The following is a 13103-nucleotide window of genomic DNA, read 5'->3' on the forward strand; positions in this document are numbered from 1 at the left end:
GGTTACAAACCTCGCGCCGCGATTAAACCGCCCCTAGTTTGAACAAATTTTAATCCGCAAAGGTCAACAGACCCTAGGCACTTATGAAGGGTTTAAACACTTCCTAAATGAATAATTTATTATTATGGCGTATGCAAATGCCCTTTATTAAATACTTTGTTACTTAAAAGTACTGTTTAAAATCATCAGGCTATTTATAATAGCTAAAATATAAATAATTGGTGAGGTTAGTGTGCAAATAACACAAGGTATGGAATATTTTTTTTCCGGGTTTAAGTTAATTAGTCAAAAAGGGCTAAAACGCTTTGTGCTTATACCCCTACTTATTAATATTTTATTATTTGGTAGCTCCTTATTCTTTTTATTTGGCTGGCTTAGTGATGCCTTTAACGCTGTAAATTCAATGCTTCCAGAATGGCTTAGTTGGCTCGAATGGTTAATGTGGCCAATTGCTGTACTGGTGGTGCTGTTTAGTTACAGTATGTTATTTACCGTTATTACTAACTTTATAGCCGCCCCTTTCAATGGCTTACTAAGTGAAAAGGTTGAGCTATATTTAACTGGTCAAAAAATTAACGACGATGGATTAGCTGATTTAGTAAAAGATGTGCCGCGAATGCTGGGCCGAGAATGGACTAAGCTTTGCTACTACCTCCCACGCGCAATCGGCTTTTTTATTCTATTGTGGGTGTTACCGGTAATAGGCCAAGTGCTCTGGGTGCTTTTTACCTGCTGGATGTATGCGGTGCAATATAAAGATTATGCTTTTGATAACCACAAAGTTAGCTTCACGCAAATGAAAAATGACTTAAAAAGCAAACAAGGCTTATCTTACGGGTTTGGCTTTGCAGTGATGCTGCTAACCGCTATCCCATTTATAAATTTAATTGTAATGCCTGTGGCAGTATGCGGCGCTACACGGTTATGGGTTGAGCATTACCGACCACAATATCGTAATTAAAAAAATGGGCCACTTGGCCCATTTTTTATACTCACTAATAGATTAACTATATAAGCTTTGTGGTACTTTAATTACGTTTAAGTGCACCGTTATTTCTTCACGATCGTGGTACAAATGCTTAGCTTGTAATTCGTAGCTAATACCAAACTTCGCCATTTCTTCTCTAATCATTTTTAGACATTCATACACACTATCAAAGCGTTTTTTCATCGGTAATTTTAAATTGAAAATAAGCTCTTTGGCATAGGCATTTACTGCCCAGTCAATCATCAAGTTAGTTACTTTAGTTGGCTTTTCTACCATATCGCAAACTAACCAAGTTATGTTTCTTTTTTCTGGACGATATTTAAAACCATCTTCTCTAAAATGTTTTACTTGCCCTGTTTCCATTAAACTTTCATTCATTGGGCCATTATCTATCGCGCTAACAAACATACCACGGCGAACCAACTGATAAGTCCAACCACCTGGGCAAGCACCTAAATCAACGCTGCGCATCCCAGCTTGTACTCTTGACTCACGCTGCTGCTCAGGAATAAATACATTAAATGCTTCATCTAACTTAAGGGTTGAACGGCTTGGGCCGTCGTTTGGCATACGTAAACGTAAGATCCCCATAAAGAAAGGTGAGTTGTTATAACTGTAAGAGTGACCCACATACGCAGTATTATTAGCTAAAAACAGCACATGCATTACTGGGCGATTGGCTTTTGGTTCACGCAATACGGTATTTTGTTTCTCGAGCGCTTTTTTAAGCGGAGTTGATATCTTTTTACAAAAAGTCAGTAACTCCTTGCCCTCATTGGTATCGGGTGTTTCTACTCGTAGTTCAGAGCATAAAGTAAAGTCTTTTGCGGCATCTACAATAGCGCCCACTCTATCCTCTAATGGCATATTTTCTATCAGGTTACCGGCAAACCATTGGCGTGCAAATACCATATTTTTAAAATCAACTTTTTTGATTATTTCGTCGCTGTGCTGCGCTTCAAAACATTCATAAATAACATAACCGGTATTTGGTTTTGCTTTTACATACCCAGCAAACCCTTGCTCGGCGGCGTGAAACGTTATTTCAGCAGCGGCATCGCTTTCAAAACCACTACGACAGTAAATCACAACACTAGACATATTAACCCTTAAACTCTTTAAAACTTAAATCGTGCAACTTGCACTAAAATAACTATCCAACCAATAATAAAACATAGTCCACCTAGTGGTGTAATTGGGCCCAGCCACTTTAAGCCGGTTAAAGCCAGTAAATATAAGCTGCCACTAAATAACAGTGTACCCGCTATAAAAAAAACACCTGCCGTGCTTAAGTTAATGCCCCACTTTATTAAGATTGCCACTGCAATCAGTGCCAGCCCATGTACCATTTGATACTCGGCGGCGGTTTTAAAAATACCAATAGCGTAATCTGATAAGCGACTTTTTAAACCATGGGCAGCAAATGCACCCAGTATCACTGAAAGCATACAAAAAAAGCTGCCTGCGAGTAAAAATAGTTTAATCATGTTTTTCCTCTTTTACATTCCCAATGGTGCTTTTGATAAAGTTAGCCGCCTGCATTGCTGCAACATTCAGGTTTTGTTGCTCAGTCACGCCACTTTTTTTACGTGGTTTTAGTGAGTGGTCACCATCAGTTAACCATATATACTGCGGCTGTTTTGGCATTGCCATTGTGGCAAGCTCTTCGCGGGTGCCAAAGGTGTCTCGTTCACCTTGTAGTACTAAAAAGGGACATGGTATGTCTGCAAAGTGATCTGTTCGGAGCTTTTCTGGCTTGCCCGGTGGGTGAAACGGATAACCAAACGCAAGTACACCTAGAACAGCATGCGAGGTTGAGCAAGCAAGCATAGACGCCATACGCCCGCCCATTGATTTACCCCCTATAAATAGCGGTAAATTTGCATCAGCTTGAGTAAGTATATGCTCAAAATATGTAAGTAATTTTGGTGCTCGCTCTGGTGGTCGACGTTTATTAGTTTGTTTAGCAATGTGCATGTATTCAAAATCAAACAACCCAACGTCAATACCATACTCACTGAGCTGTTTGGCCATGGTTTGCATAAACTCAGAATCACTGCCAGCCCCTGCACCATGCGCAAATATAAACTGTGCAATGGCCGGTTGCTGACTGCTTTTAACCCATTCAATGCTCATTAATATTCTTGCTCCTGCTCAACTAGGCTTAACATCCAATCTTTAAATGACACAATTTTACCTAATTCATTTTGCGACTCACGGATCACCAAATAATAGGCGTTTTTACTTTCTAAACTGTGATTAAACGGGATCACTAATCGACCTGCATCAATATCTGGTTTTGCTAAAACACTATTACCTATTGCAACACCTTGGCCATGTACCGCAGCTTGCAGCACCATAGATGAATGACTAAAAATAGGCCCTTGGTTAACTTGTACGTTGCGAACACCCGCGGTTTTCATCCACGTTTTCCAGTTTTTACGAGTGGTGTCATGCAACAAGGTATGGTTTGCTAAATCACTTGGTTGATTAAGCGCTCTAGGGCCACTTAACAATAATGGGCTACACAGTGGCACTAAGTATTCAGTGTGCAATTTATAAGCTTGTACGCCACTCCAATGACCGCGACCATAATAAATTGAAATATCAACATCGTCTGTTAACGAGTTTTCGTCCTGATCTTGGGCTTTAATTCGCACATCAATTTCAGGGTGTAACTCGTTAAATAAGCTCAATCGAGGAATAAGCCATTGAATCGCAAAGCTCGGGGTTAAACTCACTGTTAGCGAGCCTTTTGCACCACGGGCTAGTAGCTTTTCGGTTGCGTCAATTAGCTGAGTAAAAATCTCTTTAATATCTAAAAAGTAGCCTTGACCTTCTTCGGTTAGAAGTAACGAGCGATTTTTACGCAAAAACAACTTTAACCCTAAGTGCTCTTCGAGGGTTTTAATTTGATGACTTACCGCAGCCTGCGTCACATACAACTCTTCTGCGGCTTTAGTAAAGCTTAAATGACGGGCTGCAGCTTCAAAAGCTTTTAGCGCGTTTAATGGAGGAACTCGTCTTGACATGGCAACCAAGCTTAGAATTAGTTTTTCTTATGCGGTGAATTATATACCTATGCTGGGAAAGAGTATATTCAAGCCACAAAAAAAGCGACCTAAGTCGCTTTTTTATGAGTTAATCACTCTTTTATAAATCGCTAGCACTGGTATCAAGCGGAGCAAAGCTTTTGATTAAATCATCAACCGCTTTCATTTGCGATAAGTACCCTTCTAATTTACTCAGTGCTAATGCACAAGGGCCATCACATTTTGCTTCATTTGGATTTGGGTGTGCTTCAATAAATAAGCCTGCAATACCCAGTGCCATGCCACTACGAGCCAGTTCTGCTGCTTGAGCACGACGACCATCGGCTGAATCAGCTCGACCGCCAGGACGTTGTAGCGCATGAGTAGCGTCAAATATAACGGGCGCCATGGTTTTCATGTCATCCATGCCCAGCATATCAACCACTAGGTTGTTATAACCAAAGCTTGAACCACGTTCACACAAGGCCACATTATTATTGCCCGCTTCATTAAATTTAGTAATGATATGACGCATTTCATGTGGGGCTAAAAACTGTGGCTTTTTCACATTAATAATCGCGCCTGTTTTTGCCATTGCAACCACTAAGTCTGTTTGACGAGCCAAAAATGCCGGTAGCTGAATAACATCAACAACCTCAGCAACCGGTGCTGCTTGATGAGGTTCGTGCACATCGGTGATCAGCGGAATATTAAAGGTATTTTTAATCTCTTCAAATATCTTTAAGCCTTCTTCCATGCCTGGACCACGGTAAGAATTGATTGACGAGCGATTGGCTTTATCAAATGACGCCTTAAATACATAAGGAATATTTAATTTAGTGGTCACTTCAACATAATGCTCGGCAATACGCATCGCTAAATCACGTGATTCCAGTACGTTCATGCCACCAAATAAAACGAAAGGTTTATCATTTGCCAGTTCTATTTGATTAATATTTATAACTTGGTTGTTCATTTTAATTCCTTATGGTGCAACTGCTTGCATCATTAATCCACAAATATACGCCATATATGTACCTACACCATAGCCTAGTACCGCTAATAAAACGCCTACCGGTGCCAGTGATGGATGAAACGCAGCGGCGACAACAGGGGCCGAGGCCGCGCCACCAACATTGGCCTGTGAGCCAACAGCCATGTAAAATAATGGCGCTTTAATTAGTTTAGCAACAATCAGCATTAAGCTGGCATGAGTTAGCATCCAAATAGCACCAAGCACAAAATACATCGGTGAATCAAAAATCGCCATCACATTCATATGCAGGCCAATTGATGCTACTAAAATATATAAAAATGCTGATGCCACTTTAGACGAGCCAAAGGCTTCGATATGACGCACTTTAGTGAACGATAAACTAATGCCAATCGTGGTCGATATAACAATAAGCCAAAAGAACTTACTATTTAAGCTGTATTCTTTTGCCCATGCATAGTTATTGGCAAAGAACGGTCCTAAAATATCAGCACAAAAATGTGCTAAACCAGTAATACCAAAGGCAATAGCAATAATCATCATGTAATCATTCAGCGTTGGCATACGGGCATGCTCTGCATGGTATTTTTCAACACGCTGTTTTAAATCTTCAATCGCAGTGGTATCGGCCCCCGCTTTGGCATCAATCGCTTTATGGTTAGCCGCCATTAATAATAATACCGCCATCCATAAATTAGCCACAATTACATCAACAGTGACCATAGCAGAGAAGATATCACCGCCAACTTCAAACATTTCTTTCATAGACGCTTGGTTTGCGCCGCCGCCAATCCAGCTGCCAGCAATAGTTGTCATACCGCGCCAAACCGCATCTGGGCCATGTCCACCCACTGCTTCAGGGTAGACGGCACTCATGATTAAAATAGCTAATGGGCCACCAATCACAATACCAGCGGTTCCTGTTAAGAACATAATTAATGCCTTAGGACCTAGGTTAATAATCGCTCTTAAATCAATGCTAATGGTTAATAAAATTAAACACGCAGGTAATAAATACCGCGAGGCAACGTAATACACACTCGATTGCGAGCCATCAACAATACCAAAGGTATTTAGCAACGATGGTAAAAAATAACACAGCAATAATGCAGGCACATATTTGTAAAATGTTACAAGCCCTGGGCGCTGACTTGACGAGGTTTTAAAAATAAAGCCTAAAATAATCGCTAGTAAGCCAAGTACAACAGCATCATTGGTGATTAAGGCAGTTTGGGGATCAGCCATAACGTTTCCTATTTTTATTTTTAATGGTGGGTCTTATGATTATCTTCAAGTTCTTCTATTTGATGTTGGATGACTTCAATAGCAGGGTCGTCGGGACACTCATCAACAAAAAATTGTAAATCATCTCGTGCCATTTTAGGGCAGCCTAGCTGATTTAGTAAATAGCCTCTGTCGCGTCGCTCATAGGGATCATCCCCTAGCATTTCCATTAACAAATCAACGCAAGTTAACGCATGACCAAATTTGTTCTCACTAATAAAAGACCATTTTTGTTGCGCTAAAAATAATTTATATACTTCGTCTTCAAAAATAAGCTCAAGAGGCTCTTGCTCTTGTGCATTATCTTCGTTGGTATTTTCAGGAATGATATACCAGCTTTGTTGACCACTACTTGGCTCAACAATGTACCCTTCATCATCGCTCATTGCGACGTGAATGCCCACTTCGCCTTGAGTTATGCTTACACTAGCATCAAGTTTTGCATGCTGTAAAAAATGGCATAACAAAATAGCTAAGGTCGTGGGTGTACCACTGCGCATAGATAAGGTGTAGCTAATACTGTTTAGCTTGTACTCAGGTACTTTAAGGCTTGACGCACTAAATAACCACTGACTGTAAAAGCAATCAAGTAGTTGTTCTAAACGATCATGTGCATCGCGTGTTTGCGAACAAATAGTCTCTATTTGTTGCTCAAACTCAGTCAATATTTCAAGACTTGGTGTTAAGTCTATTTGAGGGTCCCATTTAGCTTCTGCTTTAATACAACGATATATTGCCGGTGGCAAAAAATCATCGTAGGCATCTTCTATATAAGATTCATCGTGTTCATCAAACCCGAGGGTGGTCATTCATACTACAACATTCTAGAAAACGAACACGTAGTTTACCTAATTTTAAGGTTAGATACCAATAATCAGAAATGAAATAAAGAGGCAAGCTTTACACCATAGGTGTAAAGCTTAAGCAAATATTGTTAATTACAACAATAGCGGGGCTTTAGCAGTTGCTAAAAAGCCAATAGCTAAGATAACCGCAGTGTTAAACACTAAAAACATAACTTTAGGTAATGTTGTGGTTTGCTTCGCACTAATAATCCCAACGGCGATATAAATAACCACCAGCACAATTTTTTCTAATAGCCAAAGTTGCTCTAGTGGGTTTATTTTAGCCATGGCCATTAAAGTAATAGCCGAAATAATTACTAAGGTATCTATACTGTGGCTACCAATGAAAACCACTTTATTTTTAGCAAGGCTGCCACTGCCCATGCGAGAAAAAGAACGTACATAAAATAAAATAATACTCACTAGCGCAATCGCCATGTGCGTATGTTTTAATGCTAAATAATCCATGTTTATTTTTACTTCTGTTTAGTTATGTGTTTTATCAGGAAAGCGTAAAATTACCGCTTCAAGTTCTTCAAGTTTATCATTGAATACATCAACAAGTTTAGGATCAAAATGCGTACCTTTGTTTGCATTGATCTCAGCAACGGCTTCTTCAAGTGTCCACGCACCTTTATAACACCGTTTATGACGCAGTGCATCATACACATCGGCCAATGCCACTATGCGAGCAAAAATATCGATACTCTCGCCTTTTAAGCCGCAAGGGTAACCAGACCCATCCCATTTTTCGTGATGTTGCTGTGCAATTAAGGCCCCTGCACTGACTATTTTACGCGGTGAATCTTTTAAAATGGCGTAGCCTTTGCCTGCATGGGTTTTCATAACTTCCCACTCATCACTGTTTAATTTACCGGGTTTATTTAAAATAGCATCCGGAATACCTATTTTACCCACATCATGTAAAGGCGATGCAAAACGAATTAAATTCGCTTGTTCTTCAGATAATCCATATCCTATTGCTAACTCATAACAAATATAAGCAACCCGCTTTACGTGATTACCCGTCTCGCATGAGCGTTGTTCAACCGCTTCACTTAAACGATAAACAAGTTCTTGTTGGGTAGCTTCAACTTCAGTATGTAATTGTACATTTTCAAATGCCAACTGCACATTTTGAGAAAAAATTTCAATTAGATTTCGTTGCGTATCTGTCAGTTTCGATGGCACACCGGATACAAATAACATCGAATTATGATTAAATTTACTACTACAATAAGCAAACAAATAGTCATCTTTATAAACAATTGCTTTGTTGGCTAGGGCTTCTTGGCACGCTAAGAGTTGATCTGCTGCTAATACTGTTTCTAGCTCTTCTCCTTCGCGCTTAGCAAAGTCGCCGGTGCCAGAGCAAACAATCAGTTTTTTATTTAATTCCTCTGACGGATTTTGCGCTACTAAGGTAGTGGCATACATAGCTTCGTCGGCCACATTAAGCAAGGAGGTTAGCTGCTGCATCACTCCTTCAATAAAATTATCCATTGAATGAGTTGCAAAAATATTGCGAGAAGCAGTGATTATTTTTTCTAGGCCTTCACGTGACTGCTCAATAGAAATAATATCGCGATACGAACGAAGGCTAGCCATCATCACGGTGAATAGTTTTTGTGCGGTGAGTTCTGTTTTAGATTTGTAGTCATTTATGTCGTAATTGACAATGACTTGACGCTCCGGCGCTTGACCTGGTTGCCCTGTACGTAAAATGATACGAATGTAATTATTTTTAACGGTATCGCGTATGTACTTCGCGACTTGCAAACCAGCGTCGTCTGTTTCCATTACAACATCGAGTAGGATGATGGCTGCATCTGGGTGCTCATCAATTAACTTTTTTGCCTCTGCGCCTGAATATGCGCTTATAAATTCCAACCGTTTATCTTGGAACTTAAAGTCACTTAAAGCTAAACGTGTAACAGCATGAACCTCAGGCTCATCATCAACTATTAAAACTTTCCATGTCCCTTGCTCTTCACATGCTACTTCAGGTGGTTGTTCATTTGAAAATAAAAAATCTTCCATCACATAGAATTCCTTAAACCATATGCAAACAAACAACGGAGCTATTAAAAATAATTTAAGGCCATTGTCCGAACGTTACGCGGTCATTATTACCAAGATCTTTCACTGTGCTTACATTTATAAACGCCATTTTATTTAAAATGTGACGTACAGCTGCACTTTGCTCAAATCCGTGTTCAATTAAAAGATAGCCATTAGAATGTAAATAGTCACGTGATTGTGTAATTATTTGTTTAATATCAGCTAATCCTGCATCATCCGCAACTAATGCAGACAAAGGTTCAAAGCGAACATCGCCTTGATGCAAGTGTACATCGTCATGTTCTATATAGGGTGGATTGGTTACAATTAGATCAAATTTCTTGCTTTTTAACGCACTAAACCAGTTACTCTGCTCAACAGTCACATTATTAATAGCTAATCGCTGTTGGTTGCGCTTTGCCAACGCTACCGCATCATCAATACGATCAACAGCAATAATATCCCATAAGGGCATTTCGCTCCCAAGTGCCAGTGCTATAGCCCCTGTGCCCGTGCCTAAATCAAGTACTTTCGCGTTTTTAGGCACTTTGCACTCAAGCGCAAGCTCAACTAAGGTTTCTGTATCAGGTCGAGGGATTAGCGTTGTTGGGTTCACTTCAAACTGCAAACTCCAAAATTCACGACAGCCGGTAATATGCGAAACAGGTTCGCCTTGTAAGCGACGCTCACAGGCACGTTGAAATGCCTGATACTGCTCATCTGTGAGCTGTTTTTCAGGCCAAGTAAATAAATAACTTCGTGGCTTTTGTAAAATATTGAGCAGTAAAACTTGTGCATCTAACTTTGCGCTATCACTACTTGATGCTAATAAATTAGCACCTGTAGCAATAGCGTTTTCAACAGAAGGGGTCACGATTAATCGTCGCCCATTGCTGCAAGTAAATCGGCTTGATGCTCTTGCATTAGTGGCTCAACAACGGCGCCTAAATCACCTGCTACCACTTCATTAAGACGATAAAGCGTTAAGTTAATACGGTGATCGGTAATACGACCTTGTGGATAGTTGTATGTACGAATACGCTCAGAACGATCGCCGCTACCAACTAAGTTACGACGTTCTGATGCTTCAGCAGCATGACGCTTTTCATCTTCAGCTTGCTGAAGGCGCGCAGCCAATACCGACATCGCTTTAGCACGGTTTTTATGCTGAGAGCGCTCATCTTGACACTCAACCACTACACCCGTAGGTAAATGGGTAATACGAATGGCAGAGTCGGTTTTATTTACGTGCTGACCACCCGCGCCCGACGCTCTAAAAGTATCAACTTTAATGTCGGCAGTATTGATTTCGATGGCTTCTGCTTCTGGTACTTCAGCCATAACAGCTACAGTACATGCTGAGGTATGTACACGGCCTTGAGACTCAGTTTCAGGGACACGTTGTACACGGTGAACGCCTGATTCAAATTTTAATTGTCCGTAAACACCTTCACCGCTGATGTTAGCAATTACTTCTTTGTAACCACCGTGCTCACCTTCGTTGGTGGTAACAACCTCTACTTTCCATTTTTTTGTTTCTGCGTAACGGCTGTACATTCTGAATAAGTCGCCAGCAAAAATAGCAGCTTCATCGCCCCCTGTTCCTGCACGAACCTCTAAAAACACGTTATTATTGTCTTTTGGATCTTTAGGTAACATTAAAACTTGAATGTCGTCTTCTAAAGTCGAAATCTGTGCTTTTGCTTCTTTATATTCTTCTTGTGCCATTTCGCGCATTTCAGGGTCTGAATCTTTAAGCATTTCTTCAGAGCTGCTCAAGTCTTCTTGTGCTTGCTGGTAAGCTAAAAATGTTTTTACCACCTCTTCAAGCTCAGAGTATTCTTTTGAAAGAGCACGAAAGCGGTTTTGATCACTAATGACCGATGGGTCACTTAGTAACGCTTGTACTTCTTCATAGCGCTCAACTAAGGTTTCTAATTTACGATAAACGGACTCTTTCATTTAACTGTTATTCCTGATCTATACCTAACATTTTTTTCAATTGATTTAACTGAGCCACTTCACCTTTTTTCGCTGCATCTTGGATGGCACGGGTAGGCGCGTGCATTAAGCGATTGGTTAATTTATTGGCTAGCTCTAAAATTACTTTTTCTGCATTTTTACCTGTATTTAGCTGGCTTAGGGCCCTATCTACAAGTTCTGCTTTTGTAGTTTGTACATCATTACGGTAGTGGCGAATTAAATCCACTGAATCAAGTGAACGCAGCCACATAAAAAACTCTTTGGTGCGCTCACTAATAATAATTTGTGCTTGTTCTGCCGCTTGCTCACGTGCAGCCATGTTTTCGCTAACAATGGCTTGTAAGTCATCAACAGAATATAAATAAGCGTCGTCAAGCTCTCCGACTTGGCTTTCAATATCGCGTGGTACAGCAATATCTATAAATAGCATAGGCTTATAACGACGTTGTTTCAGTGCTTGTTCCACCACCCCTTTACCAATAATAGGTAAAGTACTGGCAGTGGAGCTAATAACAATATCGGCTTGGTGTAATCGCTCTGGTAATTGTGCCAAGGCAATAACATCTGCTGATACTTCATCCGCTAAGCCGCGAGCGCGTTCTATTGTTCTATTAGCTACCGTTATTTTTTGTGGCTCATTTTGGTATAAATGTTTTGCTACCAGCTCAATGGTTTCACCAGCACCAATTAATAGCACCTTGGTTTTGTCTAATTTGCCATAAATATGCTTTGCAAGATTAACCGCAGCAAACGCAACCGAGACTGCACTCGCACCAATGTTAGTTTCGGTGCGTACTTCTTTTGCCACTGAAAAGGTTTTTTGAAACAAACGATCAAAAGTTACACCCACCGCATCGTGGGTTTTAGCACTGTTATACGCTTGCTTTATTTGCCCTAAAATCTGTGGTTCACCTAATACCAGCGAATCAAGCCCGCAGGCTACACGCATTAAATGGTTTATTGCTGCGCTGTCTTCATAACAGTAGATGTTTTTACTCAGTTCATGTTCATCTAAACCATGGAAACTGGCTAACCATTGCAACAATGTTTGGGAATTTTGTTGCGCAAGGCTACAATACACTTCAGTGCGATTACAGGTAGATACAATAACCGCTTCATTAAAGTCGGCATGACCACTTAATTGCTGTAGCGCCTCTGAAATTTGCTCAGGCGAAAAGGCCACTTTTTCTCGTAAATCTACGGATGCGGTTTTGTGATTAATACCAAGTGCTATTATGGTCATATCTGCCAAATATTGCTGAGCCCTACTTCATAGGCGGCAATTTTATCAAAAATCTCAGGAATATGGAAAGTAAGGAACAACATTTGACTCGACAATATTTTATTTTAACCCTGTTAATTATTTTTTTAACGGGCTGCGCCAATAAAAACAACTACAATACAAAAACTTACGAAGACTGGAAGTTACGTCTTAGTACACAAAAAACTTGGCAGGTGGAAGGTAAATTAGCGTTTATTAGCCCTGATGAGCGCCAATCTGCTAACTTAAATTGGCAACAAACACAAAATAGTAATCATTTAGTGTTAACCACATTTATTGGCACCCGAATTTTATCGCTCAAACAAACCGCAGTGGGGGCTGAATTAATATTTGATGATCAACAGTTTTTTGATACTAATGCGAGTAAACTTTTACAACGCTTAACGGGGTTTACTTTACCGGTAAATAACGCCGGTCAGTGGTTAAAAGCTACTATTGACGATCAAACCTTAGAAGTCGATCAATTAGGCCGTGCTAAAAGCGTGTTATGGTTTGATGACGCTGGCAAAAAATGGCAAATAAACTACACCAGTTACATACAAAAACACGGTTTTTGGTTACCTAACGCGCTAACCTTAACCCATCAAAAGATTAAAATTAAAATCAAACTCTACGATTGGCAGTTTAACTAATT

14 protein-coding genes are annotated in these 13103 nt (G+C 40.2%); 2 read left to right on the forward strand and 12 right to left on the reverse strand.

Annotation, left to right across the window (positions count from 1 at the left end):
- Window positions 1–232 precede the first annotated feature (232 nt).
- Window positions 233–961 carry a sulfate transporter CysZ gene (gene cysZ, locus QL989_RS11220; RefSeq protein ID WP_290170551.1) on the forward strand — a complete coding sequence of 243 codons (729 nt, stop codon included), beginning with the start codon at window positions 233–235 and terminating at the stop codon, window positions 959–961.
- A gap of 42 nt (window positions 962–1003) precedes the next feature.
- On the opposite strand, the gene rlmM is transcribed toward cysZ, so the two are convergent.
- The 12 genes from rlmM to hemA all read right to left on the reverse strand — a co-directional run bounded on the left by rlmM (window position 1004) and on the right by hemA (window position 12430).
- Entirely contained in the window at window positions 1004–2089 is a 1086-nt protein-coding gene (gene rlmM / locus QL989_RS11225; protein WP_055013323.1) for a 23S rRNA (cytidine(2498)-2'-O)-methyltransferase RlmM, read from the reverse strand.
- A 17-nt stretch (window positions 2090–2106) separates the two neighbouring features.
- Complete coding sequence (locus QL989_RS11230) at window positions 2107–2475, reverse strand: DUF423 domain-containing protein (RefSeq protein ID WP_290170552.1); 369 nt, start codon at window positions 2473–2475, stop codon at window positions 2107–2109.
- Window positions 2468–3124: an alpha/beta family hydrolase gene (locus tag QL989_RS11235; RefSeq protein ID WP_290170553.1), complete on the reverse strand. Its 657-nt coding sequence runs from the start codon at window positions 3122–3124 to the stop codon at window positions 2468–2470. Before QL989_RS11235 ends, QL989_RS11230 begins: the two co-directional genes overlap by 8 nt.
- The gene (locus QL989_RS11240; RefSeq protein ID WP_008115185.1) at window positions 3124–4020 is read right to left on the reverse strand and encodes a transcriptional regulator GcvA; all 897 of its coding nucleotides are present in this window, start codon (window positions 4018–4020) and stop codon (window positions 3124–3126) included. The genes QL989_RS11235 and QL989_RS11240 overlap by 1 nt, the downstream gene beginning before the upstream one ends.
- A gap of 121 nt (window positions 4021–4141) precedes the next feature.
- On the reverse strand, window positions 4142–4996 hold the full coding sequence (gene kdsA / locus QL989_RS11245; RefSeq protein WP_054202475.1) for a 3-deoxy-8-phosphooctulonate synthase: 855 nt from the start codon (window positions 4994–4996) through the stop codon (window positions 4142–4144).
- Between the two features lie 9 nt (window positions 4997–5005).
- A complete protein-coding gene (locus tag QL989_RS11250; RefSeq protein WP_290170554.1) occupies window positions 5006–6259 on the reverse strand; it encodes a DUF819 family protein in 1254 nt (417 codons plus the stop codon).
- A gap of 20 nt (window positions 6260–6279) precedes the next feature.
- On the reverse strand, window positions 6280–7107 hold the full coding sequence (locus tag QL989_RS11255) for a tetratricopeptide repeat protein (protein ID WP_178956294.1): 828 nt from the start codon (window positions 7105–7107) through the stop codon (window positions 6280–6282).
- Between the two features lie 129 nt (window positions 7108–7236).
- Window positions 7237–7611, reverse strand: coding sequence for a SirB2 family protein (locus tag QL989_RS11260; protein ID WP_290170555.1), 375 nt, complete (start codon window positions 7609–7611; stop codon window positions 7237–7239).
- Between the two features lie 18 nt (window positions 7612–7629).
- Entirely contained in the window at window positions 7630–9183 is a 1554-nt protein-coding gene (locus QL989_RS11265) for a DUF3369 domain-containing protein (RefSeq protein WP_178956864.1), read from the reverse strand.
- Window positions 9184–9238: 55 nt separating this feature from the next.
- On the reverse strand, window positions 9239–10078 hold the full coding sequence (gene prmC / locus QL989_RS11270) for a peptide chain release factor N(5)-glutamine methyltransferase (protein WP_290170556.1): 840 nt from the start codon (window positions 10076–10078) through the stop codon (window positions 9239–9241).
- Between the two features lie 2 nt (window positions 10079–10080).
- Window positions 10081–11166 (reverse strand): peptide chain release factor 1, encoded by a 1086-nt coding sequence (prfA, locus tag QL989_RS11275; protein ID WP_178956296.1) that lies wholly within the window; start codon window positions 11164–11166, stop codon window positions 10081–10083.
- 7 nt (window positions 11167–11173) lie between these two features.
- Window positions 11174–12430 carry a glutamyl-tRNA reductase gene (hemA, locus tag QL989_RS11280; protein WP_175610046.1) on the reverse strand — a complete coding sequence of 419 codons (1257 nt, stop codon included), beginning with the start codon at window positions 12428–12430 and terminating at the stop codon, window positions 11174–11176.
- An 83-nt stretch (window positions 12431–12513) separates the two neighbouring features.
- Between hemA and lolB the strand changes: the two genes are divergently transcribed.
- Entirely contained in the window at window positions 12514–13101 is a 588-nt protein-coding gene (gene lolB / locus QL989_RS11285) for a lipoprotein insertase outer membrane protein LolB (RefSeq protein ID WP_138608924.1), read from the forward strand.
- Window positions 13102–13103: the final 2 nt, after the last annotated feature.

The organism is Pseudoalteromonas sp. APC 3224 (assembly GCF_030407535.1).
GTDB lineage: Bacteria > Pseudomonadota > Gammaproteobacteria > Enterobacterales > Alteromonadaceae > Pseudoalteromonas.

Coding starts and splice junctions, on each gene's coding strand:
- QL989_RS11260 (WP_290170555.1), bottom strand. CDS start 7,611: ATGGATTATTTAGCATTAAAACATACGCACATGGCGATTGCGCTAGTG.
- QL989_RS11235 (WP_290170553.1), bottom strand. CDS start 3,124: ATGAGCATTGAATGGGTTAAAAGCAGTCAGCAACCGGCCATTGCACAG.
- hemA (WP_175610046.1), bottom strand. CDS start 12,430: ATGACCATAATAGCACTTGGTATTAATCACAAAACCGCATCCGTAGAT.
- prfA (WP_178956296.1), bottom strand. CDS start 11,166: ATGAAAGAGTCCGTTTATCGTAAATTAGAAACCTTAGTTGAGCGCTAT.
- QL989_RS11255 (WP_178956294.1), bottom strand. CDS start 7,107: ATGACCACCCTCGGGTTTGATGAACACGATGAATCTTATATAGAAGAT.
- QL989_RS11230 (WP_290170552.1), bottom strand. CDS start 2,475: ATGATTAAACTATTTTTACTCGCAGGCAGCTTTTTTTGTATGCTTTCA.
- rlmM (WP_055013323.1), bottom strand. CDS start 2,089: ATGTCTAGTGTTGTGATTTACTGTCGTAGTGGTTTTGAAAGCGATGCC.
- QL989_RS11250 (WP_290170554.1), bottom strand. CDS start 6,259: ATGGCTGATCCCCAAACTGCCTTAATCACCAATGATGCTGTTGTACTT.
- QL989_RS11240 (WP_008115185.1), bottom strand. CDS start 4,020: ATGTCAAGACGAGTTCCTCCATTAAACGCGCTAAAAGCTTTTGAAGCT.
- QL989_RS11265 (WP_178956864.1), bottom strand. CDS start 9,183: ATGGAAGATTTTTTATTTTCAAATGAACAACCACCTGAAGTAGCATGT.
- kdsA (WP_054202475.1), bottom strand. CDS start 4,996: ATGAACAACCAAGTTATAAATATTAATCAAATAGAACTGGCAAATGAT.